This window comes from Pseudarthrobacter sp. 01T43, from assembly GCF_056398665.1.
This window is the reverse complement of sequence record NZ_JBFTPV010000030.1, coordinates 1-15,941: the sequence shown is the minus strand read 5'-3', so window position 1 is coordinate 15,941 and position 15,941 is coordinate 1. Positions and strand designations below refer to the sequence as shown.

General features: G+C 61.8%; 7 protein-coding genes and 3 pseudogenes. 5 read left to right on the top strand and 5 right to left on the bottom strand.

The annotated features are described in order from the left end of the window. Nucleotides 1-325: 325 nt before the first annotated feature. Both AC1DIM_RS18255 and AC1DIM_RS18250 read right to left on the bottom strand, forming a co-directional pair. Nucleotides 326-1,735 (bottom strand): MFS transporter, encoded by a 1,410-nt coding sequence (locus AC1DIM_RS18255; RefSeq protein WP_477711916.1) that lies wholly within the window; start codon nt 1,733-1,735, stop codon nt 326-328. Nucleotides 1,736-2,898: 1,163 nt separating this feature from the next. Further along, the gene (locus AC1DIM_RS18250; RefSeq protein WP_477711915.1) at nt 2,899-3,831 is read right to left on the bottom strand and encodes a LysR family transcriptional regulator; all 933 of its coding nucleotides are present in this window, start codon (nt 3,829-3,831) and stop codon (nt 2,899-2,901) included. Nucleotides 3,832-3,990: 159 nt separating this feature from the next. On the opposite strand from AC1DIM_RS18250, the gene AC1DIM_RS18245 reads away from it, so the two are divergent. The 4 genes and pseudogenes from AC1DIM_RS18245 to AC1DIM_RS18230 all read left to right on the top strand — a co-directional run. After that, nucleotides 3,991-5,292: an aromatic ring-hydroxylating oxygenase subunit alpha gene (locus AC1DIM_RS18245; RefSeq protein WP_477711914.1), complete on the top strand. Its 1,302-nt coding sequence runs from the start codon at nt 3,991-3,993 to the stop codon at nt 5,290-5,292. Then, entirely contained in the window at nt 5,289-6,704 is a 1,416-nt protein-coding gene (locus AC1DIM_RS18240; RefSeq protein WP_477711913.1) for a ferredoxin reductase, read from the top strand. The genes AC1DIM_RS18245 and AC1DIM_RS18240 overlap by 4 nt, the downstream gene beginning before the upstream one ends. Nucleotides 6,705-7,075: 371 nt before the next feature. Continuing rightward, nucleotides 7,076-8,290 carry a formaldehyde dehydrogenase, glutathione-independent gene (fdhA, locus tag AC1DIM_RS18235; RefSeq protein WP_477711912.1) on the top strand — a complete coding sequence of 405 codons (1,215 nt, stop codon included), beginning with the start codon at nt 7,076-7,078 and terminating at the stop codon, nt 8,288-8,290. Nucleotides 8,291-8,712: 422 nt separating this feature from the next. Beyond that, nucleotides 8,713-9,085, top strand: a pseudogene (locus AC1DIM_RS18230) (radical SAM protein); the annotation flags it as partial. 279 nt (nt 9,086-9,364) lie between these two features. Here AC1DIM_RS18230 and AC1DIM_RS18225 read toward each other — a convergent pair. From AC1DIM_RS18225 to AC1DIM_RS18215, 3 genes and pseudogenes are all read right to left on the bottom strand, one after another. After that, nucleotides 9,365-11,086: a phospholipase C gene (locus AC1DIM_RS18225; RefSeq protein WP_477711911.1), complete on the bottom strand. Its 1,722-nt coding sequence runs from the start codon at nt 11,084-11,086 to the stop codon at nt 9,365-9,367. Nucleotides 11,087-11,200: 114 nt separating this feature from the next. Further along, a complete protein-coding gene (locus AC1DIM_RS18220) occupies nt 11,201-12,244 on the bottom strand; it encodes a DUF6454 family protein (RefSeq protein WP_477711910.1) in 1,044 nt (347 codons plus the stop codon). Between the two features lie 581 nt (nt 12,245-12,825). Beyond that, a pseudogene (locus AC1DIM_RS18215) lies at nt 12,826-13,139 on the bottom strand (substrate-binding domain-containing protein); the annotation flags it as partial. A 100-nt stretch (nt 13,140-13,239) separates the two neighbouring features. Here AC1DIM_RS18215 and AC1DIM_RS18210 point away from each other — a divergent pair. Then, nucleotides 13,240-15,413, top strand: a pseudogene (locus AC1DIM_RS18210) (amylo-alpha-1,6-glucosidase). Nucleotides 15,414-15,941: the final 528 nt, after the last annotated feature.

The following is a 15,941-nucleotide window of genomic DNA, read 5'->3' as shown; positions in this document are numbered from 1 at the left end:
CGTCCGAGCCACAGTTTCGGCTCACCCAGCAAATCCCTCCCCGGAATCACAGATCGACGGCTATCAGCAATGCTTCAACTGGCGGAACCCATTCTTAGCCACATCAGGACAGGAGCACCCAGCCGGGAAGCTGACCTGAAACTGGTCTCAAAGATCAGATAATGAGCGACGCCCGCTATCGGGGTCGAGTACGGGACAGCTTGTGAAAAAGTCGCGTATCAGACGCTAAGGCTCGCGCCCACGAGCGCAACCTGTCCCGTCGGGCACTACGTTTTCGGCGTTGGCCAACATTTCCGCCCGATTTTTGCACCGTGCAGTCCCGGTGTCAGTGGGAGAAGTTTGCTGAGATTTCGGCGAGGGTGCGCCCCTTCGTCTCAGGCGCGAGCCATTGCGAGAGGACCGCGCCGAGTAATGCGACGGCGGCGGCTACGACCATGCTTGGGCCCAGGCCGAAGTTGCTGATCGCCCATGGCAGGGCGAAGGTGCCAAGTGCGGCTCCGATGCGGCTGAAGGCCGCGGCGAAGCCCATGCCGATGCCGCGCAGGTGGCCGGGGAATACCTCGGCCGGATAGACCTGGGTCATCGTGGTGTAGCCGGCATTGAAGAAGGAGAAGGCGAGAAACAGKACGAGCACGAGGATCGCTGGTGCGTTCGYCCAGACTCCGATGATCAGCAGGATGCCTGCGCAGAGCCACTGCCCGGGCACGGTGAGGATTCGGCGGCCGAGCTTGTCAATCAGAAGTACGGTGGTGACAACACCCGCGGCCGCAAGTGCGGACAGGCCGACTCCACCGGTCCAGCCGCCGAAGCCGAATTGGTTGAGCACGTCGTCGGCGAASGTCGCGATCGCGAAGTACGGAGTGACCGCRCAGAACCAAAAACCTGAGGTGAAGAGGGTGGTGCGCCAGTACTGCCTCGAGAACAGCATTCCGAARGAGGCGCCCTTGATTTTGGTCCTACTCTGCGCGGCTTGGGCCTCCTGGATCATCCTCAGATCCATCTCTCCRGTGATGCTGTCGTGCATCTGGGGCGATTCGACATATCKGCGTGCKATCGCGAGTGCYTCCTSRTGCCGTCCCTTCGTAATGAGCCAGCTCGGMGATTCGGGGAGGCCCAAGCGGGCSAGGAACAGGACGAATGCGAGTATCGTGCTCGTGCCGATTACGAGGCGCCATGGGGTGCCGGCGTCGTGCAGGAGCGTGCCGATGATGAATGCCATCATGAAACCGACGTACCAGGCGATCAGAGTCAGCCCGAGCAATCGCCCGCGGAGCTTTGGAGGGGAGAACTCTGATAGCAATGGCCCACCGATTGAGTACTCGCCGCCGATCGCGACGCCCATGAGGAACCGGATGGCGGCCAGCTGGATCACGGCCCCGTCTCCGGAGGTTACGAAGAACTGGGCCCCTGAGGCGACCAGGAACAGGCCCATGTCCACGAGGAACATGGGCTTGCGTCCAAACTTGTCAGTAGCCCAGCCAGCCAGCGGGGAGCCGACGAAGATACCAACCAGCGGGCCAGCAGCGATCATGCCCAGAGATAGTGCGTCGAGCTGGAGCTCTGACCGCATGAGTCCGCTGACGGGGCCGATAATTCCGAGGATGTAACCGTCGAGGAACATCCCACCGATGAAGACAGCGACAAGCCGCACCATGAAGCGGCGCTTGAACTTGGAGCTGGTCTCTTTTGATATGGAGGTGTCGACAGAGTCCGTCGTCCTGGTCGAATGGATCATTGAGATTTGTTCCCTTCCGGCTTCAGCGCAAACCGCTGACGGCACCAGAGTGCCGTTTCAGCGCAAACCGCTGACGGCACTAGAGTGCCTTCTTGAGGATCGGCTTATTGACGACGTTGATATCGGACACCTTGAGTCGACGGCGTGCAATCGGCTTGGGTCTTTCGCCACGTCTATCGGCGCTGACGTCACGTGTGCTTGTCATGAAAGTGTTCCCTTTACTGAGTGTTGCGGATGCCTCAGGTTTTGCCTCGACTGACCGGTCCTGGGCTGGCAGGTTCGATTCGTCGAGACAGGTAGTGCAGTTCCCTGGGAGCGAGGTTCAGGTGGCGAAACCGCTGGGGCACCGCTTCGATTTGTTCCGTATGGAGCAATGAGCTTCGCAGTATGCAACAGAGTGAGGCACGTCACGGATATTGTCAAGGACTCTACCCACCGTCTGCTCCACCCTTGACTTTCTCGCCTGAACGCGCTTCTGCATGTCCGACGGTGGCCAGCACTGGTTCGGATGGCGAAGAACGGACCAACCAAGGACCCATTGCGAGCACCTAGCGCGAAGTCCCGACGACGCTAAACGTCGTAACCTAGGCAAAGGCCTCATGGGATTCACGTTCACAGCGTGCACCGGATCGTCGCGAAACCCGGCTTAGTGATTAGCCGAATGGCAGGATAACGGTGCTCTCACAAACTGCGCATCTGACAGCGAGCCCTTCATCTGTCATTTGCCCTGCAAGGAAACGGCGGTCGTCCGCTTTCAAGCAAGGTGCCACCCGGCCGGGTGGCGCGTTGCCGGTCGGACATAAGCTTATTCCCGGCCTGAGGGCTGGGAAATCCGCCGATGCCCCATGTCCAGGGATGGATCGTCCCAGATGGTGTGCCTTTCCGTGACTGCTGGAGCACTTACCGGGGCTGGGGCATTTATGGTGGGGAGTCGGGTCGGTAAGGGGCCCAAGCCGCCCACCTAGAGATGGGCCCCGTTCAAAATGCGATTAATCCGAAAAGAGGTCCCCAAACAGATTGCCATTCTCACTTCACGGCGATGAGTGCATCGAATTGACGTAGCGCGCGGCCCGTCTCGTGCGGCCCTGAAGGCCGGCCGCGCGGACGTGTCGCCACCTTCTGGACATGCTGGCCCATCGGCAACAAATCGCGGTCACGCGATTTCAGAGATCGTCCTCGGGCCGGGCGGCGAGGATCCGATTGGCCCTGACCTTCAGGATGCCGAGCGACTCCTGGATTAGGGGCGATGCGAGACTGCCCCTGCGCACCGCAGCGACAATGCGGCGCGCGGGCTTCCCCTTGCCAGCAATGCGCAGGCGAACCACGTTTTCCGCACCACGCAGGGGCGCCAGTCGCGGTAGCAGGCCCACGCCCAGCCCCGCACCAACGAAGGCGATCTGGGTTTCCCATTCAACGGCCTCATGGGCAATCCGCGGTGTCACGCCGACTGCCGTGAAGGCCGCGGTGAACAGGGAATGGTAGGTGGAACCGGCGGCCTCGGTGATCCAGGGCTCCGACGCCAGCTCTTCGAGCGTCACCGTTTCCCGCGATGCCAACGGATGGTCGGAGGGAATGATGACGTCCAGGGGATCGTCGAGAAGAACGGTCTGCTCGAAGCGCGGATCGTTCTCAACATAGGTGTCCGACTGCATGGCGATGATGACCGCGAGGTCGATTCGCTCGGCAACCAACAAGTCGAAGCAGCGGGCGGGGTTGGCCTCGAGTACCTGCACCTCCAGCAGGGGGCGTGTTGAGCGCAGGGTGGCGGCAAGCGGCGCGAGCAACTGGGCGGCCGCCGTGGAGAATCCGCCGAGGCCAAAACGGGACGGCACCTGGTCCCCAGCCTGTAGGGCCGCGGCGCGCAGGCTCTCCCATTCCGCAATGAGGGTGTCCGAGCCCGACACGAGAAAGCGGCCAGTGGCGGTCAGGCGCAGACCCCGCCCGTCCTTCGTCAGCAGTTGCATTCCAAGAACGCGCTGGAGCTCCCGCAACTGCGCGGAGACAGCGGAGGCAGAATAACCCGTAAGCTCCGCGGTTGCACCAACGGTGCCGCACCGGGCAAACACCCGAAGGGTTATTAGCCGCTGATCAATCATGCACCCATTGTGCACTGTTATGTCCTAAAGTTTGCGCTTTTTCTGCAGATCGATCGGCCCTAATCTCGTGACTACAAGGTTTTGACAACGCCGCTCGCACCGCCGCAGCCGTGGTCACCACGAAGTTCACGTATACCCAAGCCTCCCGGGAGGAACCACATGTCTGCTCCAGTCTTGCCCCTCAATTCACGCGGAAAGCTCGTTTCGACATTGCCTGCTGAGCAGCTGGCGGAAATCGCCGGGTTGTTCGAATTACGGCGCACGGGCTACTCCCTCGATGCCCCCTTCTACACGGACCCGACGATTTTCAAGATCGACATGCAAGCCATTTTTGGGCAGCACTGGATCTTTGCCGCCAGCGTGGCCGAGTTGCCGGAGCCGGGAGACTATGTCACCGTCGATTACGGGCCCTACTCCCTGATCGTGCTGCGCAACGACGATGGCGGCGTTAACGTCCTGCACAACGTGTGCCGCCACCGCGGCGCCCGCGTCCTCACCGAACCCGCGGGGTCAACRGGAAACCTGGTSTGCGGCTATCACTCCTGGACMTACTCTCCCGAAGGCAATCTGATCCATGCTTCGGCGCCGGGGGAAACCAAGTTCGACAAGGGCTGYTTCGGMCTCAAGCGCGCCCACAGCCGCATCGTCGCCGGACTCATCTTCGTCTGCATTGCCGACGAACCGCCAACCGACTTCGACGAAACCTCAAAGATCTTCGAGCCATACCTCGCTCCCCACGATCTGTCGAAGACGAAAGTCGCCTACCAGCAGAACATCATCGAGGAGGGCAACTGGAAACTCGTCATGGAGAACAATCGTGAGTGCTACCACTGTGACGGACACCCGGAGCTCGCCTGTTCCCTCTTTCCCACCTGGGGCCTGACGGAAGGCCTGGTACCGGCCCATCTCGAAGAAGTGTGGGACCGCAACAAAGAAGCCCAGTCCTCACTCGAGGAGCGTTGCCGCCGCTATGCCCTTCCCTACGAGGTGGTCGAGGAGCTCGACACGCGCATCGCCGGTATCCGTATCTCACGTGAATCGCTCGACGGAGAGGGCGAATCGTTCTCGCCCGATGGGCGCAGGCTCTCCAAGAAGCTGCTCGGTGACTTGCCGGACTTCCGCCTTGGCCGTTGCTCGATGCACCTGCAGCCCAACAGCTGGTTCCACTTCCAGAGCGACCACGTCATCACGTTCGGCGTCTTCCCCGTCAACGAACACCAGACCCTGGTACGCACCACCTGGCTGGTAGCTGACGACGCCGTGGAAGGCGTTGACTACGATCTGGACAAACTCACCTACACCTGGAAGCAGACAAACCTGCAGGACAAGGCGTTCGTGGAGTTGTGCCAGCAGGGCGCCGGAAGCCCGGCCTACGAGCCCGGCCCGTACATGAAGAGCGAGTACCAGGTGGAGGCGTTCATCAACTGGTACGTGCAGCGCGTGCAGGAGCACTTGGCATGATTGAACTCCTCACAGAGACGGCAATCCAGGAGCCACAGCGCATTCGCGGTCTTGAGATGCCGTGGAACAGGGTCATGGGCAGCACCGAGGCACCCGCCCGTGCTGCCCGTGCCCTGGGCCCCTGGCATCCGCAGGAGTTCATGGCCGAATGCGTGGAGACCGTTCCCGAGGCGGGCGGCCTAATGACCTTCGTGTTCCGCCGCCGCGACGGTGCGCCCCTGGCGTTCCGTGCGGGCCAGTATGTTAACATCGCTTTTCCGGTGAACGGCGAGGACCAGGATCCGGTGGACCGCAGCTATTCGCTGTCCAGCTCCCCAACTGAGCCTTGGACCTTCAACATCAGCGTCAAACGCGACCCCCCAGGACTGGTTTCACCGTGGGTGCACGAGAATGTCAAACCCGGCGCTGTGTTTGAGATGCTCGGACCGGTCGGCGCATTCCACCTGCCGGATGCTGACCGGCGGGCGCGGTATCTCTTGCTGGCCGCCGGCGCAGGCATCACCCCCATCATGTCCATGGTGCGTACCATTCACTCCTTGCCCGGACAGGCCGATGTTGTGGTGCTCTATCACGGAGCGGAGGCCGGAGGCTTTGCCTTCCACAAGGAGCTGGCCTACATAGCCTCCGTGGACTCGCGCATCAAGGTCTTCTACTCCCTGGGCGACCGCAGCAAACCCGACGGGTGGGAAGGGCTCAGCGGAAGGCTGACGGCAGCCATGCTGGACGAGGTGGCCCCCGATGCCAACGGCCGCCAAGTCTATGCCTGCGGCCCCGAGGGTTACTTGAATAGCGCCACCGAGCTCCTGGGGAAGGTTGGTGTCGACGATACCTCCATTTACATGGAATTCTTCTCGGGAGATCGTCAAACGCTTCTTGAATACCAGGCGGAGCTCGCACTCGCAGTGGACATTGCCGAAGAAATCGCCGAGGAAATCGCCGATTCGGCCGAGGACTACTACGAAAGCCAGCCCACAGCATTCGGGCTATACGAGCCCGGCTACGACGCCGAGGGGCCCCTGAAGGCCACAGGATTGCCGCTGGAAACCGTCGACCCGGACGCGCCCTATTCCGAAGCCTCCGACAGCAGTTCGGACGTGGGGCCGGAGGCCGTGTCCCCTGATTCTTCGAGCTTTGACACAGTCGGAACGGGAAGCCTCACCCTGTCCTTCATGCGCACCGGCATCAATGTACGCATCGACCCCACCGAGCACATCCTCGGTCCGGCCCAGCGTGCGGGCGTCAGGATCGGCGCGAATTGCAAGGAAGGCATGTGTGGCTCCTGCAAGGTCGTCAAGCTTTCCGGGGAGGTTGAGATGAACCACCAGGGAGGGATCCGGGCACGGGAAATCGATGCAGGGAAGTTCCTGCCTTGCTGCTCCACCGCGCGGACCGATTTGGTCATCGATGCCTAGCCCCTTTCAGCTGCTCTAGGCCGGACAGCATCAGGGATCGATGCCATGGCAAAGAATACAACTGCGAGAATGCCGCGCGGAGCGGTTGGCTTGCCCCCTTATGGATCCGCGGGCTCCCCCCGACCACCTCGAGCCTTCCCGGGACATCGACGCACCAACCGGATGGCCGGCATGTGCAATCAGGATGCAGGCCACCATCTCCCCATCCATCGTCACAGCTGGCCGGCACGCCGTCGGTGCCCATCGGGATGCACTGCACGTAGCAAATTGACCCAACTAGCTTCACGAAACCGATACCAACTGCCTCACAGACAGTCAAAGCGACCAACCTCACAGTGATGGTTCGATCGCCAACCCATAGGAGCCATTCAATGTCAGGTAACAAAGCCGTTGCATACAAGGCACCGGGGATCGTGGAAATCATCGATACCCCGTATCCCACCTTCGAACTGCAGGCCGGGCCTGGCGTCAATCCCGTCAATATCGGACGGAAGGTCCCGCATGGGGTCATCCTGCGCACCGTGAGCACAAACATCTGCGGCTCGGACCAGCACATGGTTCGTGGCCGCACGACCGCCCCGGCCGGTCTCGTCCTCGGCCACGAGATCACCGGGGAAGTCATCGAAGCCGGGCCCGACGTCGAGTTCATCAAAGTCGGGGACATCGTCTCGGTCCCCTTCAACATCTCCTGCGGGCGCTGCCGGAACTGCAAGGAGGGCAAGACCGGGATCTGCCTGAACGTGAACCCGGACCGTCCCGGCTCCGCGTACGGCTATGTCGACATGGGCGGATGGGTCGGCGGGCAGGCGGAATACGTCCTAGTCCCCTACGCGGACTGGAACCTGCTGCGGTTCCCGGACCGGGACCAGGCCCTGGAAAAGATCATGGACCTGACCATGCTCTCGGACATCCTCCCGACCGGTTTCCACGGGGCCGTCACGGCAGGTGTCGGCGTCGGGTCCACCGTATATGTTGCCGGGGCCGGCCCCGTGGGGCTCTCCGCGGCGGCCAGCGCCCAACTTTTGGGGGCCGCGGTGGTCATCGTGGGGGATCTTAATGAGGATCGCCTGGCCCAGGCCCGATCCTTCGGCTGCGAAACCGTCAATGTGGCCAACGGCGACCCGGCTGACCAGATCGAGCAGCTTCTCGGCGTCCGGGAGGTTGATGCCGGCATCGACGCGGTCGGTTTCGAGGCCCGCGGACACGGAGCCGGGGCCCAGGAGGCTCCGGCAGCCGTGCTCAATTCGCTGATGGACCTCACCGCCGCCGGCGGGTCCCTGGGCATTCCCGGCCTTTACGTCACCGGAGATCCGGGTGCCGCGGACGAGGCGGCCCGGAAGGGCAGCCTGTCCCTTTCCCTGGGCACCGGCTGGGCGAAGTCCCTCTCCTTCACGACCGGACAGTGCCCGGTGATGAAGTACAACCGGCAGCTGATGATGGCGATCCTGCATGACAGGATCCAGATCGCCAAGGCGGTCAACGCCACGGCCATCTCGCTCCAGGATGCCCCGCGAGGGTACGCGGAATTCGATGCCGGAGCCGCCACCAAGTATGTCCTGGACCCGAACGGCTACCTCAGCAACTAGTCCGGGGTAAAGGAGTGGGTTCCCTACAGGTGGGCTAAAGCGATCGGTGCATCACCAAGACCGTGTGGGTGATGCACCGGCCGCGTCGTCTTCGCGTAGACAAGCAATAGCTGCTCACCTGATGCACCAAGCCGCCTTGTGGCACGCGGCTTCGCGGCCCCGTGCCACAAGGTACACCCCCAATGCATTAGAAAGGTTTTTACATGGCCCAGCACAACGACCAAAAAGATACTCTTCGCGTTAACAGCAAGCGGAGGGAATCGGTGGATATCCAACTGGAGTCATCCAGTCCAGTAACCGTTCGGCTGCAGATAGACGGTGGCTGCACTTGCCAGCACGACACCGAAAGCCGCCCCGGATCGTACATTGACAGCGATCTCGGCATCCGCTGACGGCGGCTACGGCCAGCGCCCTGAATCAGCCTGAACCATGGCCGTTCAGCCAGGTATCCCAGCACTGCGCCCCGTCCTCACCAACTACCAGGGGGCTGCTCCGGATCCGCGTCCGCCCGAACTTCCTCGGCACTACTGGACCGCTTTGGCCGCCAAGCAACGGACAATGCGGCTGTCGGTCACGGACAAATTTAACCTTCGCTGCACATACTGCATGCCGGCAGAGGGCTTGCATTGGCTACCGAAACAAGCCGTCGTGACGGCAGCCGAGATAGAGATCATCGTCGGCCTCGGCGTCGAGCGACTTGGTGTGAGGGAACTCCGAATCACCGGCGGAGAACCCTCAGCCCGGACGGACCTCGTGGATATTATCGCCACACTGCGGCAGCGCCACCCCCGCCTCCAACAGCAGGGGCTGCGAATGGGTCCCGGACCGGGTCGGGTCGGCGATCAAGCAGCACGACACCGCCCGGTTCAACGCAGTCGACGCGCTCGTCCGCGACCACCTGACGGACCTGCAGGAGCACTCCATTGGGTACCTCGCCCTGGCCTAAAACAAAACGTTGCCGTTTTCTCCTGTCGCCCTGTGTGGAGCGGAACAAAGAACGCCACCCGGCATTTTGCCGGGTGGCGTTTCTCAGTTTGCTGTTGTTCTGCCGGTCACGGCCGGCGCCCAGGGGTTTTAGTCCCAGGAGTCGTTCCGGTCCTGGTTGCCTGATTTGTCGTCCTTACTGGTGGTGATGGAGGTGACGGCGCCGGTCTCTTCGTTCAGCAGCACGTTGCCCTCGCGCTGGTGGTGGAAGTTGAACATAGCGTTCATGGAACCGGCTGTGGCATCGGCAGACGCGTCCCCGATCTGCCCGGTGTGCCAGTTGTCCTCGATGAAGCGCAGGATCGAGGCCTGATCGGTTTCGGTGTGGTCGACGAAGTTCTTCTTCGCGTATGGGGAGATGACCACCAGCGGCTGGCGCGGGCCTGGGCCGCAGCGGTCGGCGTAGCCGCCGGACATCGGAACGCCGCTGGCAGCGGCACTCTGGCACCAGGCGGCGTCATCTGCGGTGTTGGAGGAGTGCTTGACCTTGGCCGCGACGTGGTCGTACCAGCCGTCGGAGTCGTCGTAGGCCAGGACGACGGCGGTGTTCTCCCAGTTCTTGGACTTCTGGATCTCGTTGACGGTGTTGGTGATGAACTTCTGCTCATCGATCGGGTCCGAGTAAGCGGCGTGGCCGTCCTGGGACATGCCCGCTTTCAGAAAGGAGACAGCCGGCAGGTTGTCCGAGTTGACGACCTTGTTGAAAGCGGTCAGGTCGTACTGGTGGTTGGCCTGTCCGTTGTGGCCGATTTCCGCGTCGGACGCCGGTGCCAGGTGGTGCGGGTTGGCGGTCGAGGCGTAGTACTGGAACGGCTGGTGATGCGGGGAGTAGTCAACGACACTCGCGCCTGACGCATTCGTGTGCGTGGACAGGCACGATGCGGGAGTGGTCGCGGTAGCGGCGGTCGTGGGTGTGAAGCCTCCCTGGAACCAACCCCAGGAGGTGCCCTTGGCGTTGAGCAGGTCGCCGATGTTCTTGCCGTTCATACCGGCCAGGTTGCCGGTCTTGGCGTGGCTGTTGTTCGAGCAGTCATCGTAGACCGGGTCCGGGTCGTTGATAACCGTGCCGACACCCTTGGCGTCCGGCTGGCGGACGGCGCTGGATCCGCCGGCCGGTGTAGTGGCCCGCTGCCCCGTTGCAGTGTATTCGGTGGCGCCGTGGGTCTGGCCGGAGATCAGGTTCAGTGCGCCAGGGGTGGAAGGGCCAAAGACCGTGCTGAAGTGGTTATCGCTCATCGAGTAGTTTTGGGCATAGTTCCACAAACCAGTGACGGTGTTGCCGTCGTAGTAATCCATCGTCAGGCCAGGGCGGCCGTACTGGTTGGAGCCGCAGGCGTCACGGCTGGTGAACTGGACGAACTTGTCCATCGCTCCGCCGTTGTAGGCCTTCTGCTCGGCGCCGTACCCGTGGTCTTGGTCGCAAGTGACGGCCTGCATCGGGGACAGACGCGCGGGCTGGACCGAGTTCGGGTTGTTCGGTGCCAGCAGGCCGGCGTTTGCCAGGGTATTGATGTCCTTAGGAGTGTCCTTGGCAGCAGTGAATGCCGGAGCGGGGGTTGTGCTGCCCTGCAAGGTTTCGCCCGAAGCGTTGGCGGCCTTCGGGTACGTGGCAAAGTAGTGGTCGAACGAGACGTTCTCCTGGAAAATCACGACAACGTGCTGGATCGGCGTGGCCGTGCCGCCGTGGCTTTCACCGGCGACGGCCGGCCCGGCGCCCACGCCGACCAGGCCGGCGGCAAGCGCCGACGCTGCCAGGGCTGTGGCGCCGGCGGCCGCGGTGATCCGCTTCCGAGTAAGTGTTGGTGCTGACATGGAATATCCAATCGTTCCTGTTTGTGCTAGCGCCAGCCGGCGTTCGCGTTTCGTACGGGCGACTCGCGTGCCATTGAGGCCGTATCGGGCCTGCAATGCGCGGATGCGGCGCGCTTACTTGGCGGGCGCGACAGTCGCTTCGTAGGTGAGGATTTCGGTGCCATTACCTTCGTCACCGTTATCCGGGGCCACCTTCATCGTAAGGTGGTTCCCGTCGGCGGTCATCTTGAACGGATTGCGGGTGGCAACATGCCCGGCGGTGGACCACTGCTGGAACGGAACGTCGCGGATCACGTTGTGGGACTTCAAGTCGATCATCGAGATGCCGCCGAGCTCATACGTGGCACTGGAGCCACCGGCCGTCGAGGTCTGCGGGAGGTTGGTGATCCCGTCGCAGAGCATCTTCGCGTTCGGGACGTACTGGCAGTCCTGGTAGTCGATGAAGAAGTTCGGGTTATCCCAGGTCGAGAGCTGCTTGCCTTGCAGGTCCCATTTGGCGAACCGGCGCGAGCCCCAGGTGTTGCCGACGAGGTGTCCTGTTGTCTTGTCCATCACGATGCCGCCGAAGTGGTCCTTGACCTCGAACTGCTTGTGGACATCCAGCGTGTTCGCGTCGACGCGGTAAATGATGGCGCTGCTGTTGGGCCGGTACTGCGCCACCGGGACCCAGACGTTGGTGCCGTCGAAATCAATCCCGCCCGGGTGGTACATGTCGCCCTCACCCAGGATAATGTCTTTTTGCAGGTTGCCGGACTTGTCCATGACGAACAGGTGACCGATACCCTTGCCGGGTGTCCGGTCGAACCCGTTCTGCGGCGTGGGGAACTTCACCGTCGGCTCGGTGATCTGCACGGCCGAAAGGAAAATGTGGTCCTTGCTGTAGGCGATTCCCTCGGTGTGGTAAGTCGGAAAGTTCAGCTTAAGCTTGGATGTCTGCTGCCAGACCGTGTTCCGGTCAACTTTGTTGAAGGCGTCTGCCAGGGCGGTGTTCGTGTCACCCTGTGCGTCGCGCTCGTTTCCGGATTCGATGCGGGTGTCCTGGTGCTGGTCATCATTGTTGTTGGCAGCCTGGGCGGCTGCGGTCCCGCCGATGGCGGACACGGCCAGAATGATGGCTGCGGCGGAAGTGAGGATGCCTCGGGTGCGAGTCGTGCTCATGGGTGGAGCCTCTCAAAAAGTCGGGTAGGGGTCTCATCGACAGTCCGCCACGTTACTTCCCGGTAATGAACCATCGGGGACTCAGCGGTTAACAGGAGGTTGCGGGTACCTCGCAAGAGTTGATATCGCCAGCCCCAGCCCCGACCGATGTCCATCAAGCTCCGATTCTTCGGACTAATTCGATGATTCTCGGGCCTTCGCAGTCGCGGTAACGGCCCCTCCGACTGTCAGGGTGGAATCTGAGAACATCATGAGCCACTGTCAAAAAAACGGAATTTCGCGCTATTCTGACGCCAACGCAGATCGTCGCATCAAATTTCGCGTGCCAGATGAGGACGGCAGACGGGCGGCCGCAAGTTGCCCCGTGCTGCCCGCCAGCCCCCGTCCAACGGCTGCTCTACGGCGAGGCGACCTTCCGAGAAACCTTGACGGGTGCGGCGTGTAGCGGACCCTCCTACGGTTTCTGCTCCTCGGCCATAGGCCGATAGCTACTTGACCAAATATCCATAATCGGCGTTTATAGGGGCTATAGCAGGTGGCAGTTCCGTCGGCCCATACCTGAGGGAGCCCGCCATGTCAGCCTATGCTGCGGGGGCTTCCTTGAAGGATCTCCCAAGCTCCTCGAGAAGTGCCCGGCCTGTTATGCGGGCTCCTCGGTGGATCAAGCGGGCGGTCAGGGCCGGTGCCGTGACGGAGGGTTTTCGGTCTTCGATCTGCCGATTAGGGCCTTGGCGGCCATCAAACCCATATTGTAGACCGGTTGAGCGATGACGGTCAGGGGCGGTGTTGTGAGGCGTGCCCAGGCAAAATCGTTATACATCAGGAACTATACCTCCGCCGGGATGGACAGGTTCAGTTCCTGTATGGCCTCCACAACGCTGAGCGCGATGACGCCGGCCCTTTTCCGGGCCGATTATCTCGAGAAGGTCTGGCACCTATAAATGCTCCGGCGTAGCGTTTATACATCCACACTGAGGCCGTTGGAGGAGCACGAAGTGGCCGGATGGAATTCTGACACAGCCGCAGGACCCCTCGGGGCGGGGACGGTCACGTTGGTGGCCGGCTCCTCCTTCTGCATCTCCTCCGCCGACGGGGATATTCGTCCCGAACTGCCGCATGGGGTCTTTCACTTGGACACGCGCATACTGTCGCGCTGGCATCTAACCATCAATGGCCAGTCACTTGAACCGTTGGCGGCAGAGACTAAGGAACCATACCGGGCCCTCTTTGCGTGTCGTGTTCCGCGCTCTGACGGATATGCGGACAGCGCTTTGCTGGTTGAGAGGCTGCGTGAGGTTGGAGCGGGGATCCTGGAAGAGATTACCGTCCGGAACTACTCGCTGCAACCGGCCCGGTGTATTATCACGCTGGTCGTCGAGTCGGACTTCGCAGACCTCTTTGAGGTGAAGGAAGCGCGGGTCACCCACCGCTGGAACGAGACGCGACTGCCGAAAGGCGACACCTTGGAAATCCGGGCTGAGTGGCAGGGGGTCCGAAAAAGCGTCGTGGTCAGCGCCGAAGGTGCCATCGCCTCGATTGATGCCTTGAGTTTCGATGTAACCGTTCCCCCTTCCGGCCACTGGAGCAGCCGCGCGAGCGTAGTACCAACGCTTGATGGGGCAGGGACCGTGGCCCCTTTTGCCCATCCAGCGCAAGGGGAAATGTCTCCCAGCGACCGGCGCCGCCAAGAGTGGGTGGCAAAGATCCCGGTCCTGCAGATGGGCAACCGCTCTATCGAAAGCACCCTGAGACGAAGCTACGAGGATCTGGGTGCCCTACGGATCCAGGATCCGGACCATCCGGAGAGAGTGGTGGTGGCTGCAGGAGCGCCATGGTTCATGACGTTATTCGGCCGCGACTCCCTGTGGGCTTCCGAGATGGCATTGCCCGTAGACCCTTCCCTGGCCTTGGGCACCCTGCGCACGTTAGCAGACCTGCAAGGGACCGCAGTTGATTCGATAAGCGAAGAAGAACCGGGAAAGATTCTGCATGAAGTCCGACTAGGCGTCTCCAGCGGCCTGGCCCTGGGTGGGAAGTCCGCATACTACGGCAGCGTCGATGCAACGCCGCTCTTTGTGGTTGTCCTGGGATCGGTCAGCCGCTGGGGCTTCGCCAAGGACACTATCTCCGCCCTCCTTCCCAACGCCGACCGTGCCCTTGAGTGGATCCAGGACTATGGCGACCGGGACGGTGATGGCTTCGTGGAATACGGCCGACTTAACGAACACGGTCTCATCAACCAAGGATGGAAGGACTCGTGGGACGGCATCAACTTCGCCGATGGCACCCTCGCTGAACCGCCTCTGGCGCTCTGCGAAGTCCAGGCATACGTGCATGGCGCGTATATGGCCAGGGCATGGATGGCTTACGACGACGGCGACCTTGACTTGGCAGCAGAGCTTCGGAAACGAGCGGACCTCCTTAAAAAACGATTCAACGAAGAGTTCTGGCTCCCTGACAAGGGCTATTACGCGGTTGCGTTGGACCGCGACAAACGGCCCGTGGACGCTTGTGCTTCTAACATGGGTCACTGCCTTTGGTTCGGACTTGTGGATGAGGACAAGGCCCCCTTCGTAGCTGAGCGCTTGATGTCTCCCGAAATGTTCAGCGGTTGGGGGGTAAGGACACTGGCCCGCGGCATGGGTGCCTACAATCCGGCCAGCTACCACAACGGATCGGTCTGGCCGCACGACAACGCGCTGATTGCGGCCGGGCTGTTGCGGTATGGCTTCGTGGAGGAAGCACAACGGATTTCCACAGCGCTGCTGGAAGCAGCCGAGTACTCCGGCGGACGGCTTCCGGAACTCTTTTGTGGCTTCGACCGCGAACAGTTTGCGCAGCCGGTTCCATACCCGACTGCCTGCTCCCCTCAGGCATGGGCTGCCACCACCCCGATCCAGCTGATCACTGGACTCATGCGTTATGACGCCCACATTTCGTTGGGCGGCCTCTGGCTGGATCCGGTGCTCCCCGAGTCCTACGGCGAACTGCACATCAGCAATGCCCCCATGGGTAATGGGCGCATCACCATAGACATCATCGGCTCGACCTCAAGCGTCCACGGCCTGCCGGAGGGCCTAACACTCCACCATGGCCAGCGGCCCGGATAACGGAGCTCGTGGAGAAGGCACATTTGCACGGCCCTGAAAGCCCCCGCACCGCGAAATAGAACAGCAGGTTTATCGGACCGCGGTTCCTTCGCGTGCAGCAGGGCAAACCCGCTTCCGCGAGGCAGAGCTTCCCAAGCGCCCGGTGGAGGTTCCGGGTGACAGCACTCTGTAGGCGATCAGCGGGGGTGTCTTGTCGGGTAGTTCAGACAGGCACTCTGGCAATGAATGCGCCCAAGGAGCCAGCGATGTCCATTCCGTCGGCAGGAATGGCGGCCAGTCGACCGGTTCGCGCTGCCAAGTGCTGGGGCACTTCCGGCTCGGGCTGCCAGGATTCCGGTGGCTCAGGTCGGCAGGAGGGTAGCTTCGCTTCACTTTTAGTGACGAGTGGCTTGGGACAACTCTGAGACTGACACTTCTGACTGGGCCCAGACGCCAGCCCTGCTTAGCCTTGATTCACCGATGCTGATCGGGGCGCGGTCGGCGGTTTAAACCGAGAATGCCTGTCTTTTCGCGGAAAATGGGGTTTGTCTAGAACACCTTTTCACCAAAAAGAGAGGCATCTCGTAGATGCAACTTTCCCATACCGG

Excerpts from the sequence above, each read along its gene's own strand:
- fdhA (WP_477711912.1), top strand. The coding sequence starts at position 7,076 with ATGTCAGGTAACAAAGCCGTTGCATACAAGGCACCGGGGATCGTGGAA.
- AC1DIM_RS18220 (WP_477711910.1), bottom strand. The coding sequence starts at position 12,244 with ATGAGCACGACTCGCACCCGAGGCATCCTCACTTCCGCCGCAGCCATC.
- AC1DIM_RS18250 (WP_477711915.1), bottom strand. The coding sequence starts at position 3,831 with ATGATTGATCAGCGGCTAATAACCCTTCGGGTGTTTGCCCGGTGCGGC.
- AC1DIM_RS18225 (WP_477711911.1), bottom strand. The coding sequence starts at position 11,086 with ATGTCAGCACCAACACTTACTCGGAAGCGGATCACCGCGGCCGCCGGC.
- AC1DIM_RS18240 (WP_477711913.1), top strand. The coding sequence starts at position 5,289 with ATGATTGAACTCCTCACAGAGACGGCAATCCAGGAGCCACAGCGCATT.